The sequence below is a fragment of the Amycolatopsis sp. EV170708-02-1 genome (assembly GCF_022479115.1).
Lineage (GTDB): Bacteria > Actinomycetota > Actinomycetes > Mycobacteriales > Pseudonocardiaceae > Amycolatopsis.
This window is the reverse complement of record NZ_CP092497.1, coordinates 4,468,011-4,487,513: the sequence shown is the minus strand read 5'-3', so window position 1 is coordinate 4,487,513 and position 19,503 is coordinate 4,468,011. Positions and strand designations below refer to the sequence as shown.

At 66.9% G+C, this 19,503-nt stretch carries 8 protein-coding genes and 1 pseudogene; 7 read left to right on the top strand and 2 right to left on the bottom strand.

Features of this window, described 5'->3' with window-relative positions; translation table 11 throughout:
• The first annotated feature begins 12 nt into the window (after positions 1 to 12).
• The 5 genes and pseudogenes from MJQ72_RS20325 (at position 13) to MJQ72_RS20305 (ending at position 8,663) form a co-directional block, all read left to right on the top strand.
• The gene (locus MJQ72_RS20325; RefSeq protein ID WP_240600946.1) at positions 13 to 1,101 is read left to right on the top strand and encodes an FAD-dependent monooxygenase; all 1,089 of its coding nucleotides are present in this window, start codon (positions 13 to 15) and stop codon (positions 1,099 to 1,101) included.
• The gene (locus MJQ72_RS20320; protein ID WP_240600945.1) at positions 1,101 to 2,543 is read left to right on the top strand and encodes an MFS transporter; all 1,443 of its coding nucleotides are present in this window, start codon (positions 1,101 to 1,103) and stop codon (positions 2,541 to 2,543) included. The genes MJQ72_RS20325 and MJQ72_RS20320 overlap by 1 nt, the downstream gene beginning before the upstream one ends.
• Positions 2,544 to 2,915: 372 nt before the next feature.
• Positions 2,916 to 3,485 (top strand): annotated as a pseudogene (locus MJQ72_RS45135) (BTAD domain-containing putative transcriptional regulator); the annotation flags it as partial.
• A gap of 210 nt (positions 3,486 to 3,695) precedes the next feature.
• A complete protein-coding gene (locus MJQ72_RS20310; protein ID WP_240600943.1) occupies positions 3,696 to 5,645 on the top strand; it encodes a tetratricopeptide repeat protein in 1,950 nt (649 codons plus the stop codon).
• Between the two features lie 138 nt (positions 5,646 to 5,783).
• Positions 5,784 to 8,663 carry a BTAD domain-containing putative transcriptional regulator gene (locus tag MJQ72_RS20305; RefSeq protein ID WP_396426969.1) on the top strand — a complete coding sequence of 960 codons (2,880 nt, stop codon included), beginning with the start codon at positions 5,784 to 5,786 and terminating at the stop codon, positions 8,661 to 8,663.
• Here the strand turns inward: MJQ72_RS20305 and MJQ72_RS20300 are convergent.
• On the bottom strand, positions 8,660 to 16,354 hold the full coding sequence (locus tag MJQ72_RS20300) for an SDR family NAD(P)-dependent oxidoreductase (protein WP_396426968.1): 7,695 nt from the start codon (positions 16,352 to 16,354) through the stop codon (positions 8,660 to 8,662). The two genes, MJQ72_RS20305 and MJQ72_RS20300, sit on opposite strands and share 4 nt — an antisense overlap.
• 113 nt (positions 16,355 to 16,467) lie before the next feature.
• On the opposite strand from MJQ72_RS20300, the gene MJQ72_RS20295 reads away from it, so the two are divergent.
• On the top strand, positions 16,468 to 17,445 hold the full coding sequence (locus MJQ72_RS20295) for an FkbO/Hyg5 family chorismatase (protein WP_240600941.1): 978 nt from the start codon (positions 16,468 to 16,470) through the stop codon (positions 17,443 to 17,445).
• Positions 17,446 to 17,811: 366 nt separating this feature from the next.
• Positions 17,812 to 19,047 carry a hypothetical protein gene (locus tag MJQ72_RS20290; RefSeq protein ID WP_240600940.1) on the top strand — a complete coding sequence of 412 codons (1,236 nt, stop codon included), beginning with the start codon at positions 17,812 to 17,814 and terminating at the stop codon, positions 19,045 to 19,047.
• A gap of 98 nt (positions 19,048 to 19,145) precedes the next feature.
• On the opposite strand, the gene MJQ72_RS20285 is transcribed toward MJQ72_RS20290, so the two are convergent.
• Complete coding sequence (locus tag MJQ72_RS20285) at positions 19,146 to 19,493, bottom strand: hypothetical protein (protein ID WP_240600939.1); 348 nt, start codon at positions 19,491 to 19,493, stop codon at positions 19,146 to 19,148.
• Positions 19,494 to 19,503: the final 10 nt, after the last annotated feature.

The following is a 19,503-nucleotide window of genomic DNA, read 5'->3' as shown; positions in this document are numbered from 1 at the left end:
GAGGCTGACTGCGTGATCGTCGGCGCTGGGGTCGGCGGATCGTTCCTGGCGCTGCTTCTGGGCAGGAAGGGCCTACGCGTGGTCGTGGTCGACGCGAATCCCGGCCCGGGCCATCGTGGCGCGGACATCCTCAAACCTCGCGCAATACGCCTTCTCGCCGAACACGGGCTGCTTGATCGGCTGCGGAGCCGAGGAGCGCTGCAGCGGGACAGGATCGACTTCTATCACGATGGTGTGTCACTCCTGCCCTATGACTTCGTCGAGCATACAGAGCTCGGGCACTATCTCGTCGTCCCTTACGTCGAAACCGTCGGGACCATTCTCGAAGCATGCGCGGAACTACCCAACGTGGATGTCCGCTTCGACAGCAAGATAGCGGCTGTCACCACGGCGGGTGCGACGGCTACCGAGGCCATCCTGCACAACGGCGCCCGGATCTCCGCTCGTGCCTTTGTGGACTCGAGTGGTTCCGCCACGCCGCTGCGTGACCTGGTCAGGCCCCACTTCGACACACTGACGTACGACCATGTCCTCCGGATGGCCACGGTCCCCTTGTCCTCCGAGTCCGACCTGCGAAATCGCCTCTATTTCGGCTCGACCGGCTGGTTGGCCTACTTCTACCCGGTCACAGCGGACTCGGCCAGAATCTTCCTCGGCGTGCCTCGTGATCAGGATGCGAGGTCGCACACCGGCAAATACCTCAATTCTTTGCCTGTACTGTATTCCTTCGTTCCCGAAGCCGACGAGGCATTCCGACACTTGGAAACGGCCGAATTCGAACCGGCACCCATCTCCGCGTACACCAGCAAGCCCTACCACCACGGAAACGTGATACTGCTGGGAAGCAGCGTGTTCGCCTGCCATCCGATGACCGGGCAAGGGATGAGCTACAGCATGGAAGACGCTGCCGTCCTGACCTCCATCCTGTCCGAAGCACGCGACGACCTCGAGCTTTCACGATTGCTTGACCGACATTACGAAACACGTCGTCCGGCCCACGAGAGACTGGTCCAATACGGCGACAGCCTGGCTCGGTCCTTTCACGACAAGGCCGCTTACCTGCGCGCTCATGACGCGGTCATGCACGGCGGAGATCTGTAGTGGCCAGACCCGCGGTCTCCACGGCGGTGCTGGTGAGCGCGACATTCATGCAATTCCTGGACGTCTCGATCGTGAACGTCGCGTCGCCGTCCATCCGAAGGGACCTCGCGGCGTCGGCCGGGGCGACGGAACTGGTGGCGTCCAGCTATACGCTCGCCTTCGCCTGTGTTCTGATCACCGCCGGGCGGCTGGGCGATCAGTACGGGTACCGCCGCCTGTACGCGATCGGCATGGCGCTGTTCACGTTCGCATCGGCGGCGTGTGCGCTCTCGCCTGATGTCGGTTCGCTCGTCAGCGCAAGAGTCCTGCAGGGTCTGGGTGCCGGCTTGATGGCGCCTCAGGTTCTTTCGCTCATCCAGATCGCCTTTCCACCGCGGCGGCGGGGTCCGTTGTTCGCCGCGTATGGGGCCGCGATCGGGATCGCCACGGTCACCGGCCCGGTACTGGGCGGGCTGCTCATCCACCTGGAAGTGCCGGGGTTGGACTGGCGGCTGGTGTTCGCCATCAACGTGCCCGTCGGCATCGCGGCCCTTTGGGGGATACGTCTTCTGCCCGCGTCCGCGCGTGGTGAACGAGCGGCCGTGGATCCGGTCGGCATGGGCTTGGCCATGACGGGGCTGGCGCTGCTCGTCTATCCGCTGACGATGGGGCATTCGGCGAGTTGGCCCTGGTGGACCGTGGTGATGCTCTGCGCCGCGCCGGTGATCCTGGCGATGTTGGTGTCGCACCAGCTGTCCAAGGAACGCGCCGGCGGTCAGCCACTGCTGAAACTCTCCCTGTTGCGCGATCCCGGATTGCGGGCGGGACTGGTAGTGGTGACCACCTTCTTCGCGGGGGTTCCGCCGTTCTTCTTCTTTCTGTCGGTATACCTGCAGAGCGGGCTCGGCCATCCCGCGGTGGTAGCCGGGCTGGCGCAACTGCCGTTCGCCGCGGCCACCGGAGCGGGCGCGCGGTGGTCGGTGCGGTTCGTCGAGCGGCTGGGGCGAGCGGCGCTGGCCAAGGTGACCGGCTTGCTCGCCCTCTCGATGCTCGTGATCGGCGTCATCGTCGTGGCGCGTGGCGCCGCCGCGCGGCCATGGGAGCTCGCCGCACCGATGGTACTGGGCGGACTGTGTTTCGGAGTGTTCACGACCACGGCCTTCACCCAGGTGCTGGCTCAGGTTCCGTCCCACGCCACGGGTTCCTCGTCGGGTTTGCTGACCACAGCTCAACAAGCCGCCGGTTCGCTTGGCTTGGCCATGGGCGGCGCGGTGTTTTACCTGGCCGGGAGATCGTCTTCAGCGGGGGTTCCGCACCTGGTTCGCGAAGCCCACGTGACCGGCTTCGTCTACCTGTTGGGATACGAGGTCGTGGTGTTCACCCTCGCGAGCATTACCAGTCTCCTCATGGCTCGACGAGAAACCACTCGGATAACACATGCACGCGCCCCGCACACTCGATGACGCCATCGAGTGCCCGAGTATGCCGAAAAGTCAAGCAGATAGGGCAACTTCATCGCCGTCCGGTGCACTCCGGGTTGTACTTTCTTCCCGTAGCTCACACCAGTGGCGGTACCGAAAACGACTTCACGATGAGGCTACAACGAACAAAAGGACGCACCCGTGCTCGACTCCGCGCCGCAGGGCACCTTGGCTCAGGACAGTCCGCGACCATCGGGGACGGCCCCCGCCGATCGGCTCCCACGAATCGACGGCAGCACGCCGGATGACACAAGCGGACGCGGACTACGTGTGCAACTGCTCGGCCCGGTGCGTGCTCACGTCGGCGATCACGAGGTGCCTTTGGGAGCGGCCCGAAGCCGGACCTTGTTCGCCATGCTCGCGATCCGCGCCGGAAACGTGGTGTCTCACGACGAAATCATCGACGGTCTGTGGGCCGACTCGCCACCGGGGAACCCTTCCAGCAGCATCTACGCCTACATCAACGTACTCCGTCGAGGACTCCAACCTCACTCGTCGTCCATCCTGCTCGAATCGGTGTCACCAGGCTACCGGCTCGACGGCGACGAGATCACCGTCGATGCGACGTGCCTCGCCAGGCATCTGGAGACCGGACGTACCCTTCTCTCCGCCGACCCCGCCGCCGCTCTCACCGAGTTTGACGCCGCCCTCGAGCTCTGGCACGGCGACCCGCTCGCCGGGGCGAGCGGGCCGTTCGCCCTCGCGACCCATCTCCGACTTCTGGAACAACGCTTCGATCTGATCGAAGACCGTGCCGCGGCGATGCTCACCCTCGGGCGGCACGACGCCGTCCTGGACGAGTTGCGCGATCTCGTCGCTGACTACCCCTTGCGGGAACACCCCCGAAGCCTGCTCATACAGGCTCTGTACCGAGCCGGGCGTACCGAGGACGCGCTGGCGGTGTTCGCCGACTTCCAGTCGACTCTGGACGCCGAACTCGGGATCGAGCCGAGCACCCAGCTGCAGCACCTGCGCGCCCGCGTCGCCACCGGTGCCTCCGAACTACTGAGCGGGCCACCACAGAGTACCGATCCGCCTGTCTCGACCCCGCCGGTCGCGCGGATCCCGGCGCAACTGCCCCGGGAGATCACCGACTTCATCGACCGCGGGGACGACCGGGTGCGGCTACGGGCCGTGGTCGAGCTCGGCACGTCCGGCGCGCCGGACCTGCCGACGATCGGAGTGCTCAGTGGGCCGGCCGGCGTCGGGAAAACCACCCTCGCGTTGAGGGCCGCCCACGAACTCACCGCACAGTTCCCTGATGGGCAACTGTTCCTCAACCTGCGTGGATTCGACCCGCACGAACCGGCCATGGACCCCGCTCAAGCGCTCGCGGCACTGCTCGGTGGCCTGTCCGAGGACCCGGTCACCCCCGGGCAAAGTGAAGCCGAACTCAGCGCTCACTTCCGCAGCGCGTTGGCAGGCAAACGGATGCTCGTCGTCTTGGACAACGCGCTGAACAGCGAGCAGGTCCGTCCATTGCTACCAGGATCTTCGTGCCTGGTGCTGGTCACCAGCCGTAATCAGCTCAACGGCCTCGTCGCCCGCAACGGCGCCCACGTCATCGACCTCGAACCGCTCCCGCCGGAGGAATCCGGCACATTCCTGGCGCGTCTGCTCGGCGACGGGCCGACGGATGAGACCTCGGACGACCTCGACCGCATCGCCGCGCTCTGCGGGCATCTCCCTCTCGCGCTGAGCATCGTCGCACGTCGTATCGCCGACCGGCCATCGGTGTGCTTGAGCGACGTGGTCACCGAACTCAGCGACGAAAGTGCCCGCCTCAACGCCTTGAGCTCCGACATCGACGCGATCAGGCCGGCGTTTTCCTGGTCTTATCACGCGCTCAAACCCGAACCGGCACGGCTGTTCCGCCATCTGGGGCTCTATCCCAGCGACGAGATCAGCACCGGTGCCGCCGCAGCGCTCATCTCCGGGGCCCCGCACGAAACGCGGAAGTTGCTCGAGACCCTCGCGAACAGCCACCTCATCAGCTGGGCGGGCCGTGACCGGTACCGCATCCACGACCTGCTGCACCTCTACACCAAGGAGCTCGTCCACGGCGACGAAAGCCCCCAGCACAACGCGTCCGCGACACGACGCCTCTTGGATTGGTATCTCTACACCACCGATAAGGCCACCAACCAGGTCGATCCGGCGAGGAGCGCCACCCGGCACCGCCCTGAACCGCCCCCCGGCGACTGCCGGCCCCTGGATTTCGCGGACGAAGCGACCGCCAGGAAGTGGATACTCGCCGAATCCCCCAGCCTGTGCGCCGTACTGCGCCACGCCGCCGGGAACGGTTTCGAGGACCACGTCTGGAAAACCCTGTGCCTCGTATGGGAAGACGAGCGCAAGGGACCGAGGGAGCCCACGTGGACCGAATTGCTGGAAGACGCGTTCGAGACGGCCACGCGGCGGGGCGACTCCCACGCGAAGTTGTGGCTGGCCGGTGAACTGGGCTACACATATCTGTACTTGCAACGTCTCGACCAAGCCAAGGCGTACTTCGACCTCAGCCTGAAACTGTGGAGTACCGATGGCGTCGGCCATCCGAAGACCGGCCTGCTCCAGGCGCTGGCTCTGACAGGTTCGGCTCATATCCTGTTCTACGCGGGTGATCCACAGCATGCGTTGCAGCACTGCCACGAGGCGCTACCTGCCCTGCGCGAGAACGGCTACGCACCCGGCCAGATCTGGGCCTTGGGCCTTGCCGGAACGGTCTACCGGGTTCTGGGCATGCTCCCTGAGGCCGAAGGCCACCTGCAGGAAGCCTTCAGCATGTGCAGGCTACAACCGCGTCGGTCGCCGATGCTCGAGAGCTTCATCCTCCTCGACCTCGGCTTGATCGAGCAATCCCGCGGACAGCTGGAAAAAGCCGCGGTCTTCTTGCAGCAGGCACTGAAGATCGCCAAGGACATGGGCAACGCACTGACGGAAATCCGGATGTTGCAGCCGCTGCAGTCCGTCCTTCAGGACCTTGGGCAGCTCGCCGAGGCCGAGACGCACCGTCGGCGGATCCGGGACCTCATGGAACGCAACTCCATCTCCGAGGACCTCCTCAAGGCTGTCAGTTCGAGCTGAACAAGACGTCGGAAGTTCTTCCCTGACCCGTTTTGAACTCGCACGATGAGTCGAGTAGCATCCTCGCTCAGTGTCAGATTCGAGTAACGCTGCGTGCAGCACGGCTGAGGTCATGACGACCGACGGATCAGGAGCACCGTGACGGAACGTAGTCGCGATCGTGAGAATGAGCTGTCCGTTCAGCTCTTCGGACCAGTACGGGCGTTCCTGGGCGTCCGGGAAGTCGACCTTGGGCCGGCTGTCCGGCGCACGCTGTTCGCCATGCTCGCGATGCGAGCGGGAGAGATCGTTTCCCTAGAGGAGATCATCGACGGCCTGTGGGGCGAGACGCCGCCGGGCAACCCGGTCGCCAGCGTCTACACCTACATCAGCGGACTCCGCCGGGCTCTGGATCCCCATCGTGATTCGCGGTCCCTGACCGGCCGCCTGCGTTCGGCGTCACCTGGCTATCGGCTGTCCGCGGAACAGTTGGACGTCGACGTCGACCGGTTCACCACCCACCTGGCGACAGGACATTCGTTGCTGGCGTCGGATCCACGGACCGCTGCCAGGGAACTCGAGAGCGCGCTGAGTCTCTGGCGCGAGAATCCGCTGGCCGGTACCACCGGGCCGTTCGTGGATGGCGCCCGGCAGCGTCTGCAGGAACAGCGATTCGGACTGATCGAGGACCATGCGACCGCGCTGCTGATCCAAGGACGGCACGACGACGCGCTCGGCGAACTCCGCGCGCTGGCCGCCGACTACCCCATCCGCGAACGTCCACAGAGCTTGCTCATGCAGGCCCTGTACCGCAGCGGCAAGCAGGCGGACGCCTTGGCGGTCTTCGCGGATGTGCGGAACATGCTGGCCCGCGAGCTCGGTATCGACCCGAGTCCATTCCTTACCCGGCTGCGGGACAGGATCGCGGACGGTGACCCGGAGCTGCTGACCGGCATCCCGCAGCGAGCCGATCTCGCAGGCTCGGAGTCGCCTGGTACCCAGTCGGTTCCAGCACAACTACCCACCGCGATCCCCTCCTTCATCGGCCGCACCATCGAGCTTTCGCAGCTACGGGAGTTCGTGACTCAGGAAGCGCCGGGCCATTCCCCCGCCGCTCCGGCGATCGGCATCATCAGCGGGCCTGGCGGCGTCGGCAAGACCACCATGAGCGTGCACCTGGCCCACGACCTCACGGATCGGTTCCCCGACGGCCAGCTGTTCGTCAACCTCCGCGGTTTCGACCCGCACGAACCGCCGGTCAATCCGACCCAGGCGCTCGCCAAGCTGTTGGGTGATCTCGGCGGTTACGCCACCACGCCGGGTGAGGGCCTGGCCGAACTCAGTGCCCGGTTCCGGAGCATGCTCTCGGGCAAACGCATGCTTCTGCTCTTGGACAACGCGTTGACCAGCGAGCAGGTCCGGCCGCTGCTCCCCGGATCGTCTTGCCTCGTCCTGATCACGAGCCGGAACCGACTCGACGGCCTGGTCGTGCACGACGGGGCACAGGTCCTCGACCTCCGGCCGCTGCGCCCGGCTGAGTCCAGGACGTTCCTCGCCCGCAGTGTCGGTGACACGCGTACTTCCGGAGTCTCCGAAGACCTTGACCGGATCGCGGCCCTCTGTGGACATCTGCCGCTCGCGCTGAGCATCGTGGCGCGGCGGCTCGCGCTACGGACCGATCTGCGGGTCCGCGACGTCGTGGCCGAACTGAGCAGAGAAGGTGACCGGCTCAGCGCCCTGGCGCCCGAGGGTACGGACACCGAGGGGATACGGCCGGTGTTCTCCTGGTCGTACCAGGCACTCAAACCGGAACCGGCAAGGATGTTCCGCAGGCTCGGGCTGTATCCCGGCGAGGAGATCAGCGCCGGAGCAGCCGCCGCGCTGCACGGGACCTCGGTCGTGGAAGCGCGCCGGCTGCTGGACATACTCGCCAACAGCCATCTCATCACCTGGTCGGGCCGCGGCAGGTATCAAATCCACGACCTGATTCACCTGTACGCCAAAGAGCTCGTTCGAGAGGACGAGACGGTCGAGCAACGGTCGGCGGCCACTCGTCACCTGCTCGACTGGTACCTGTATACCCTGGACAACTCGAACCGGGTGCTCGAACCCGCCAGGGGCAAGAGGCGGATGCGACTCGAGCCGCCGCCCGACGACTGCGACCCCGTCGAGTTCGCCGACAGCACGGCCGCCGCGCAGTGGGTGATCGCGGAATCCTCCGCTCTGCGCAGCATCGTTCGTTACGCCGCCGAACTCGGCTACGACGAACACGTCTGGAAGATCGTTTCCGCGGTATGGGAGTACCTCAGGTTCGGCCCGGACATCGACGAATGGATCGAACTGCAGGAACTCGCCGTCGTCGCGGCCGAGCGGCGCGGCGACGACTACGCGCGCATGTGGTCGATCGGTTCCATCGCGCACGCGTACAACTACGCTCGCCGGATCGACAAGGCGATGGAATGCTTCACCGCGAGCCGGGAGTACTGGCGTAACGCCGGTGCCGCGCACCCCGACGCTCGACTGCACGAGGCGGTCGCCCTGGCCGGTTCGGCCCACGTCCACTACCTCAAGGACGAATTCGCCAAAGCACTCGAATGTTGCGCCCGCGCACTCCCCATCGTGCGTGAGGAAGGTGACGGCTTCAGCGATGTGTGGCTTCTGAGCCTGCAGGGGACGGTCTACCGAAAGCAGGGAAAGCTGCTTGAGGCGGAGGCGCTCGTGCGCGAAGGACTCCAGGTCTATCAGCGCCAGGCACAACCACATCTGCTGCTCGAAAGCCACGTTCTCCGTGATCTGGGCCGGATCAAGCACGATCAAGGCAGCCTCGAAGAAGCGGCGGTCTACTTGAACCAGTCCTTGGTCGTCGCGCAGCAGCTGGGCAACGCTCTGGGCGAGGTACGGGTGCTCACCTCTCTCCAGCAGGTTCTTCTCGAGCTCGGCCAGTTGGAAGAGGCGGACCGCTTCGCTCGGCTGGCCGCAGGGATCATGGAGAAGTACGCGATTCCGGCGGACCTCGTCGCCGCCATGGCTTCGGACTAGCGCTGCTCGATCCAGGTCCGGATCGCCGCCGCGGTGGTGTCGGCGTGGTCGGTGAGCACCGTGTCGTGGTGCCCTGGCACGTCGATCGGGGAATGTGGCAACGGCCAGCGCGGCTTCCAGTCGCGCGCCGGGTCGGCCTCGGTCATCTCCGGCGTCGGACCACCGCGAACCAGCAGTGTCGGCACGGGCGACGCCTCGGGCTGCCAGCCGTCGAAGATCCTGCAATAACCACCACTCGCGAGCGCCACCACGTCCGCCGCCGGATCGTCATAGAGCTCGCTTGGGCGACGTCTTTCGGCGGCCAGCAACGCGAGCGCGCGGGCGTCGTCGCGGTTCGTCACCCCGTGGTCGGTTTCGAGAAGCACCACACCGGACGGAGCCACACCGGTGTCGGCGAGGTGGGCCGCCAAAGCGTGTGCCACCACACCGCCCGCGCAATGTCCGACCAGGACGATCGGCCGATCCTCCGCGATGGCGCGTACCGAGTCGGCGAACGTGCGGACGAGCGTTTCCACGTCCACCGGTACAGCCCGATCTGTGCCGAACCCCGGATAGCTCAAGAGGAAGAAGTCATGCCTACCGTCGAACTGCTTGCACAGATGAGTGGGCGTGGGGTCACCGACCGCCAGATAGCTGGGCAGGTAACACAACACCGGGTCGCCCTTTCCCGAGGCGAGCAGCGTCGGCGCGACCGCGTGCCGCGACCGTTCCGAGGAGGAGAATGACGGCAGTGCGTACGAGGCCAAGTACTTCAGACTCATCGCCTTGAACGGATCTTGGTCTCGCAGGATCCGGTGATATAGCGCGGCCGGCCGTAGGTTCTGCGCAGGCTCCTGCTCGGCAGGCGCGGAATTCATCAGCAGTCCGTGAACGTGGTCGGTCAGCCGCGGCAGCGTCGGATGGTCGAACACGGTCGTCGGGCTCAGCCGCAGCCCGGTCGACGCGCTGAGCCGGTTACGCAGCTGCAACGCCGTCAGCGAGTCGAATCCGAGGTCGGTGAAGTTCTTGTCGGATGGCATCGAAGCCGTGTCCGGAAAGCCGAGAACCGCCGCGAGCTCGGTGCGAAGCAGCTCGGTGAGCATGGCGACGCGCTCTTCCGGTGGCGCCTCGGCGAGGGTGTGGGACCAGGGAGCAGGCTCGGCCTCCGCGGCGGCCGGGAACAGATCCCGCACGATCGCGGGTGGAGGGCCCTGTGGTCGCGCGTCCAGCAAAATGGGTACGAGCACGGGTTCATCCGTGCGCATCGCCAGCTCGAACGCGGCCATGCCGGTAGCCTCGCTGAGAGGCAGCACGCCGTCGGTCTGCCGCGGAGTGCGCCCGTCCATGCCGCCGTCCGACGCCCACAGTCCCCAGGCCAACGACCGGGCAGGCAATCCGTGGGCGACCCGGTGCCTGGCCAAGGCGTCGAGGAAGCTGTTCGCCGCCGCGTAGTTCGACTGACCCGGCCTGCCGAGCACGCCAGCGGCGGACGAGTAGAGCACGAACGCCGAGAGCTCCAGGTCCGCTGTGGCTTCGTGCAGATGCCAGGAGGCATCCGCTTTCGGGGCGAGCACCTCCGCGAACCGCTTGGGATCCATGGCGCTCAGCACCCCGTCGTCCAGCACACCCGCGAGATGGAACACCGCGGTCAGCGGCGGATGACATGAGGCGACGAGTCGATCGACGGCAGCTCGGTCGCTCACGTCACAAGACACGACGACGACCTCGGCAGCCAGTTCGTCCGCCCAGTCCGGTCGTTCACCGCGGCGGCTTGCCAAGGTCAGGTGCCGAGCACCGCGTTCGGACACGAGGTGGCGCGCGAGTGTCCTGCCCAGTGCGCCAGTGCCGCCGGTGATCAGTAGTGTTCCGTCGCCGCTCAGTGGGATGGGGTCGCCGTCCGGGATGGGCGCGCGCACCAGCCTGGGGGTCAGGAGCTGTCCGCCGCGGACGGAGACCTGCGCCGCACCCGATGCGATGGCCCTGCCCAGTGCGGCCTCCGACACCGGGTCGCCGCACAGATCGACGAGCACGATGCTGCCGGGTTGTTCCTGTTGGGCGCTGCCCACCATTCCCCAGACCGCGGCCGCGGCGAGGTCTGGATCAGCGCCAGTAGCGTTGTGGGTGACCACTACGAGCCGGCCGGTGTGCGGCTTCTGCAGGCGGTCGAGTGTGGCCGCGACCAACCGCTTGGTGCGTTCCGGCGGCGTCCCGGTCGCCTCGATCGTGCGGGTGTCGAACACCTCACCCGGCGTCGCGGCAGGTTCACGCGCAACGAGTCCAGGCGGGACGGGACCCCACTCGACACGGTGCAGCGCACGTGCGCCGAGCGCGTCGGCGTGGGCACGACCGTCGAGCCGTCTCGTCACCAGCGACTCGATGGTCGAAACCGGCCTGCCCGCCGGATCGGTGAGCCTGACCCGCACGTCGTCCGGGCCGTTGCGAGTGATCCGCACGCGCGCCGCTACCGCGTCGGTCCGGTGGAGTTCGACGCCGGTGAAGGCGAAGGGGACTCGCACCGCGGCTTGTTCGTCCGGGGCCGTGGCCAGCAACGAGGCGTGCAGGGCGGCGTCGAGCAGGCACGGATGGAGGGAATGCGCGGCGACTTCCTGAGCCTCGCCGCTTGGGAGGTCAACGTCGGCGAACAACTCGTCGCCCAGGCGCCACAGTGCGGTGACGGCTCGGAAAGCAGGGCCGTAGTGGTGACCGCGCCCAGCCAGTTCGCCATAGTCGATCGGTACCCGTTCCGCACCGGCGGGCGGCCACGCGCCGGGAGTTTCCTCATGCTCACACGACATCGCGGAGGTGACTGTCGCGGTGGCGTGCCGTGTCCACTCACCGTCGTCCCCGTCCGGAGCCGACCAGATGGCGACCGTGCGGCGACCGTCCTCGTCGTGCTCGCCCGCGACGACCTGGACTCGCGTTTCGCCCGCCTCCGGCAGTAACAGCGGCTGATGGACGACCAGCTCGTCCAAACGGGCCGATCCGCTCGCTTGGAACGCCATGTCCACGAAGGCGGTCGCGGGCACGACCACGTCGTCGCCGATCCGGTGGTCGGCGAGCCAGGGCTGCTTGGCGGTCGACACCAGGCTGGTGTGCCGCGTTCCCAGGCCGTCGGCGTCGGGGTGTGGCTCACCCAACAACGGTGCGCGGTTCTGGGACGCGGGCGCCTGATGTATCCAGTAGCGCTGGTGCTGGAACGGATAGGTCGGAAGGTCGCAGCGACGGGCGTTGCTGCCCGCGTACACCGCGGGCCAGTCGATGGGCACTCCGTGGACGTGCAGGGTGGCCAGCGCGTCGAGCAGGGCGGCCGGCTCGGTTCCGGCGGATCGGGACGAGGGCACGAACGTCGCGTGCGCCGCCGGGTCGACGACTCCGTCCGCGAGCACGGTGAGGGCGGCGGCAGGCCCCACTTCGACGAAATCCGTGGAGCCGGCTTGGGCGAGCCAGCCGATCGCGTCGGCGAAGCGAGCCGCCTCACGGGCTTGGCGCACCCAGTAACCTGCATCGGTGAGCGCGTCGGATTCCGGGCGCCCGGTCAGCGTCGACACAAATGGCACAGCCGGTCGGCGGTAAGTGACGGACTCGGCGACGGCTCGGAACTCGTCGAGGACCGGGTCCAGCAGGGGCGAGTGGAACGCGTACCCGCCGCGCAACACCTTGTGGGGTCGCCCGATCCGGTTGACCGCGGCGTTCACCGCCGCGGTGGTTCCGGAGAGCACCACAGCACCGGGCCCGTTGACCGCCGCGATGACCACAGCGTCGTCGAGGTGCTGTTCCGCGTGGGACTCGGTCGTTTGCACCGAGACCATCACACCTGGGCGCATCGCCGCCATCGCCCGGCCTCGCGCCGCGACCAGCCGGACCGCGTCGGGCAGGGACAGCACGCCCGCGACGTGCGCCGCGGCCAGTTCACCGACCGAGTGGCCGACGACGTGCCCTGGGCGGACACCCTGCGTGTCGAGCAGCGCGCTCATCGCCACTTCGAACGCGAACAGGGCGGGCTGTGTGTAGTCCGTGCGGTCCAGCAGGTCCGCGGACAGGTCGGCCAGCGGAACGTCGAGGTGCGCCCCGAACTCCGCGCTCACAGACCGGAACACCTCACCGAAAACCGGGAAGGCCTCAGCCAGTTCCCGCCCCATGCCCGGCCGCTGCGCGCCCTGACCTGTGAACAGGAAGACCGGCCTCGGATCGTGTCGCGCGACGGCCTTGCGGACCAGAGGATTCTCGGCGCCACGAGCCAAGTCACGAAGACCGGCGAGCATGTCCGTGCGGTCCCCGGTGAGCACGGCCGCCCGGTGGCTGAGCGCGGACCTGGTCGTCGCGAGCGAATACGCGATGTCTACAACGGACTCATCGGCCAACGCGGCGGCGATGCCGGCCGCGTTGGCCCGCAAGCCGGTCTCATCGGCGCCTCCGATCGTCCACGGCGCCGTGGCCAGTCTCACCGGCGGCCGAGGGACTGAGGCCGGTACGGGCGGTTCCTCGACGATGACATGAGCGTTGGTGCCGCCGATGCCGAACGAGGAAACCGCGCCACGCCGGGGCCGCTCTCCCCTAGGCCACGGCGTGTTCTCCGCCACCAGCCGTACAGCGCCGGCCGACCAGTCGACGTAGGGCGTGGGTTCCTCGGCGTACAGGGACCTCGGCAGCTCGTCGTGACGCAGCGACCAGATGAGTTTGATCAGTCCTGCCACTCCCGCGGCGGCCTGGGTGTGCCCGAGGTTCGACTTGACCGACCCGAGCAGCAGTGGCCGGTTCTCGGCCCGGTTCCGGCCATAGGTGGCGAGCAGCGCGGTGACCTCGACGGGATCACCGAGCCTGGTCGCTGTGCCGTGTCCCTCGACGACGTCCACATCGGACTCGTGCAGATGAGCGTCCGACAGTGCGCGGCGGATGACCTCCTGTTGTGCCACGGTGCTGGGCGCGGTGAGCCCGTTGGACGCGCCGTCGGAGTTCACCGCCGACCCGCGCAGTACCGCGAGCACCGGATGGCCGTTGCGGCGGGCGTCCTCCAACCGTTCCAGTACGACCACGCCAGCGCCTTCGGCCCACCCCGTCCCGTCGGCGCCCGCCGCATACGAGCGGCACCGGCCGTCCGGGGACAGCGCTCGCTGCTGGCTGAACGCGGTAAAGGAAAGCGGGGTGGCCATCACCGTGACGCCACCGGCCAGCGCGAGCGAGCACTCACCCGCGCGCAGCGCCTTGGCGGCAAGGTGCATAGCCACCAGTGACGACGAACAGGCCGTGTCGATCGTCATCGATGGACCGCGGAGCCCGAGCGCGTAGGAGATCCTGCCGGACGCGACGCTTCCCGCAGAGCCGAGCACCAGATGCGACTCCATCTCGGGCAGTTCGACCCGGGCGCCGTAGCCGCCGTGCATCAGACCGACGAAGACTCCGGTTTCAGTATCGCGTAGCGACGACGGCGCCACACCGGAGTGCTCAAGAGCTTCCCACGCGACCTCCAGGAGCAGTCGCTGCTGGGGGTCCATCGCCAGTGCTTCACGCGGTGAGATCCCGAAGAACGACGGATCGAAGTCCGCCACGTCGGCCAAGAACCCACCCCGGCGGGTATAACTGGTCCCGGCCCGCTCGGAGTCCGGATCGTACAACGAAGCCAGGTCCCAGCCCCGATCCACGGGAAAGTCGCCGGTCGCGTCGTGGCCGTCGCGCGCCAGCCGCCACAGTTCCTCAGGTGACCTCACTCCCCCGGGATACCGGCAGCCGATCCCGACGATCGCCACCGTTTCCGAGGGATCGTTCCGAGGGACCGGCCGGTCTGTGACCTCGATGGCCGTATCGCCGTCCAGCAGTCCATCGAGGTGTGCCGCCAGCGTTTCCGGGGTGGGGTGCTCCCATACCAGGGTGGCTGCCAGCCGTAACCCGGTCCTGGTGCCGATGCGCTGCCACAACGTTGTCGCCTGCAGCGACGTGACACCGAAGTCGGCGAAGGAGGTTCGCGGATCAGGCAGAGTACCGATGACTGCGACGATTTCGTCCAGTACGAGCTGGAGGACTCTGGCGCGGCGTTCCCCGGATGGCAGCGCGGCGAACTCTTCGGCCACGTCCGAGCGCGCCTCACGCAGCGCGTCACGGAGCACCCGGCGCTTCGGCTTACCGGATCCCGTACGCGGGATCGCGGGGATGGGCAGGATTTCCTCTGGAACCTTGTACGGAGAAAGGACCTCCGCGCAGGCACTGAGCAGCGCTGCCGGATCGACGGGGTCACCTGCGGGGACCACGAACGCCACCGGCGCCTCACCCATGAGCGGGTGTGGTCGTCCCACAACCGCCACGTCATGCACGCCGGGTATACCGAGCAGTACTCGCTCGACCTCGACCGGATCGATCTTGTGGCCACCTCGCGCGATGCGATCGGTCACCCGCCCGGTGACCGTGAGATAGCCGTGCTCGTCCACACGCCCCTGGTCTCCGGTGCGATACCACCCGTCCGACATCACCTCAGCGGTCCGCTCGGGCGCGTTGTGGTAGCCAGAGAACAAGCCTGGGCTCCGCACCCACACCTCATCGTCGGGGCTGGTCAGCCGGATCTCGACGCCAGGGATCGGCGGACCGCTCGTTCCGGGCGCGCGCGGCGCGTTCGCGGGTTCGACCGCGATCATGCCGCATGTTTCGGTGCTGCCGTAGCAGTCGTGCAACGCCGCACCGAGCGCCGCTTCGACCTCCGTGCGCAAGGCCGCGTCGCTGGGGGCGCCCGCGGTCAGGCAAATCCGCAGCGACGGGGCCTGCGCCAAGCCGGTGGCGAGCAGCTGGCGATAGGTCGCGGGCACGCCGGCGAGCACGGTCGGTTCGAAGGTCTCGATCAAGTTCGCCACCATCACCGGATCCCGGCGGGAGCAGACTCGTGCGGTCGCGCCGGCCACCAAGACACCCAGCAGACAAAGGGAATGGGCGAAGCTGTGGGACATCGGCAGCGGCCACAGCAACCGGTCCTGAGCGGACAGTCCCAACACCGGGCCGTAGCAGTGCACCGGTGACCACAGGGCCGCTCGCTGTGTGGAGATCGCGGCCTTCGGTGCGCCACCGGTGCCAGAGGTGTAGATCAACCACGCGGGCTCATCGAGTCCGAGATCGTCGAGTGGTCGCCGCGCCGGGTCGGTAGCAGCCCCTTCGACGTGGGCGAGGTCGTCTCCTGGCTCGGTCCCGATGACGACGACCCTCGTCCGGTCGTAACCGAGCGCCAGCACTTGTGGCAACCGCTGCCGATCAGCCACCACCAAGCTCGGCTCGCAGTCGGCGAACAAACGCGCCAATTCCGCTTCCGTACTGTGTGGACTGACAAGCACGCCTACCGCTGCCGCCCTGCTCACCGCCAGCAAAGCCTCCACCAGCGCCACACCGTTGCCGAGCAGGAGGGCTACTCGATCGCCGCGGCCGGCTCCGAGCCCTGCCGCGAGCCGAGCGGTCCTGGCCTCCAGCTCGCTCCACGTGACCGCTCGGAAGTCGTCCTCGTAAGCAATCTTGTCCCCCTGCACACGAGCGTTGTCCACCAACAGCTCGGGGATAGGACGAATCCGAGCATCGTTGACCACGTGATCCCCCAATAGGTTTTCGGTCCCCCGAGGGTTATGTGAAACGACTTGGCGGTTCAAGGTAGTCGAGCGCGGCGCGGTGCGGCCCGGACGAGCCGTCGGCCGTGTCCGAACGTGCACGAAGATTAGCCGACAAGTGCACGAACCGGACCACCTCATCTCCGTTGTGTACCGTTGATCAACAAGATTCACAGTCGAGCGCTGCAGCCGATAACCCCGTAGCCGACACGCGGCGGCCACGGACGTGTCGAGCCGGGAGAGGGTGCCCTGGTTTGCTGATCTCTTCATTCCAGCCGGACTCCGCCGCCACTTCCACTGTGCTGGGTGCGGTGACCTACGGTCTCGACAGCCGCGATCCACACCTGGCCCACGGCTTTCCCGAGCTGACTGTGCACGCCGTGACTGACCCCGCCGACGGGTTCACCGAGGTCTGGCACTCCGACGGTCCGGTTGAGCACGGCACGCTCGACGGCGTCGTGCACGCATACGATGGCGAGAACCTCTTCTGCGCGGCCAGAATCGACGACGGGAACGACTGCATGGAGGCGGTTCGGGCCGCGTACACGACAGCGCTCGGCCTGACCCGGACACTGGGCTACGAGCGGATCTTCCGGATGTGGAACTTCATCGAAAACATCAACGGTACGAACAGCAAGGGCCTCGAGATCTACCAGGACTTCTGCCAGGGCAGGTCGCAGGCGTTCCGCGAGTTCGCGTTCACGGACAGCCAACTGCCCGCGGCCACTGGTGTCGGCGCGCTTGGCGGCGGCATTGGTTTCTGCTTGCTGGCCGGTCGTTCCGTACGCCGCGTCAACGTCGAGAACAGCCGCCAGATGCCGGCGTGGCGCTACCCGGAACGTTATGGTCCTTCCTCTCCCAGTTTCGCACGCGCCACGTATGTCGCGTCGCCGAACCGCGGCGCGTTCATCTACGTGTCCGGCACCGCCAGCGTGGTAGGACACGAAACCGTTCACCCCGGACACATCGCCGACCAGTGCGGCGAGACCCTGACCAACATCGAACACTTGCTCAGCTCGGGCAACCTCGCCGTCCATGATCTTCGTCCGGGCCGGCGACTCGAAGACCTGCGCGACATCAAGGTGTACGTCCGCCGCCGACAGGACCTTCACACCGTGCGGGAGATCTGCGCGAAAGCGTTCAGCCCCGCCGCCGACATCGCGTTTCTCAATCTCGATCTCTGCCGCGCCGACCTGCTGGTCGAGATCGAGGGCGTGGTTTTCCCGGAGTAGGGGGCGTCTCAGTACAAGACTCACCACTGCCCGAAAGGCCAAGGACGCTTTCCCCGCAATCCGCCAATCCTCTACCCGCCGGGTGAGCCTTCCTCCTCTACATCCGGGTAAGCGCCTGCGCATAAGTAGACCAGTGATGCACTTTGCGTTACACCAGAACGACTTTCGCGGGAAACCCCGCTCCCGAGGGAAGCCGAAGCTTCCCGTACGGACACCGTGTCCACTGTGGATCAGCACGAACGGGTTCAATGCAGGCTGTGGAGAGGAGCCGAGAAATCACTTTGAACCCTTCCCCGCGCGAATCCGTGTAGTCGATGTACGCAGCAGGGCGGCACCGCTGGTCCCTGCGACTGCACATTTGATCCCTTGGAGAACAAACCCATGTTCCGTAAGCAAGCTGTGTATCTAGCTGCCTTCGTGACCGCCGGCGCCGCCTTGCTGGGGGCATGTGGCACCACCGCAAGCCCCCCGCCGGCCGCACCGCAGACCTCGACCGGCCAACTTGGCGAGCTGAACCTGTTGTCCGGCACCGCGAAGTCCAACAAGGCGGATCTGACGAAGGGCGACCTGGCCAAAGGCCCCAGTGGTACGTCGGACGACGCCGAACCACAGGCCAAGCGTGTGTGGATTCAGCTGAAGGCGAGCAAGGCGGGCGAACTGGACCCCGTCGTCGTCAACGGTGCCGGCCGCACGGTGTACAGGTTCGACAAAGACTCGGCGAAACCGTCGAAGTCGACTTGCAACGGCGACTGTGCGGTGACCTGGCCCCCGCTCCTTGTCGGCCCCGGTAGCCGCGTCTTCGTCGCCGGTGTGAAGGCATCGGCTGTCGGCGTCGTCACCCGCGACGATGGCACTCGTCAGGTCACCATCGGTGGCTGGCCCGCTTACCTGTTCAACAAGGACAAGAAGCCCGGAGACACCTTCGGCCAGGGTGTCGGCGGCACATGGTTCGGGATGAAGCCCAACGGCCAGAAAGCCGGTGGTGCCGCGGGCGCGGCGCCCACGTCGGCCCCCGCGGCGTCCGTACCCGCGACAGTCGTCAAGCCGGCGACCAGTGCGGTGCTCTTCGACGACGCCAACTTCAGCGACAACGGCGCTTCGCAAGGCCTTTCGAGCCCTCCTGTCGGTTGCCAGGGTGTCCCCCGCGCCGCCGTGGCCTCGTCGATCGCCGTCAACGGGTCGCTGAAGATCTGGTCCGGCCCGAACTGCACAGGTAAGTCGGCGGTCATCACCGAGGACGTGCTCGACCTCGCCACCATCGGTTTCGACAACGCGATCAGGTCGGTGTTCTTCGGCGAAGCCCCCACAGCCGGCGCTCCGTCCGGCACACCGGACGCGGCGGCGCCCCTGACCGCGACCAGCGCCATCCTCAACAGCGGCAAGAACCTCACCGAGCCCGATGGCTCACAGGGAATCTCCGGCCCCGGGTGCGCCAACGTCCGGCAGCCGGCGCAGGTTTCGTCGATCCAGGCCACTGGAACCTACAAGATCTGGACCGGCGCCAACTGCACCGGCACCGTGAAGCTCGTCGACGGAAACGTACTCGACCTCGAACCGCTGGGCTTCGACAAGAAGGTCGCTTCCATCCGCTTCGCCGGATAGAGAAAACAGCAACCAGACGACGAAGGACACCACGGGAGTCCCGTGGTGTCCTTCGTCGTCTGGTTTGCCTCAACGGTGGTCGCGGCCCCCGATCGTGCTCAGCTGTCGGGGATGGCGATGTACTCGAAAACGGAACCGTCCGGATGTCTGGCCACCATCCGCTCCCCGTTGGGCCCAGCCGCCGGCGCGACCATGATCTCGCCACCGGCCCTTTCGATCTCGGGCAGGACAGGGGCAAGGTCACCCACGAGGATCGTCGCGTTCCGGTCGGTGTAGCCGTCGGCACCCTCCGCCTCCAGGAGCAGAAAAGGGCCGACGCTTGCCAAGTTGACGCTCCCGTAGCTGAACTTCGCCGCCTTGGCGCCGGAAAGCGCTTGATAGAGCGGTATCGCCTCGTTCAGATCGTCTACGACAACCCTCGCCAGTATCTTCACGATGTTCGACACAGCAACTCCT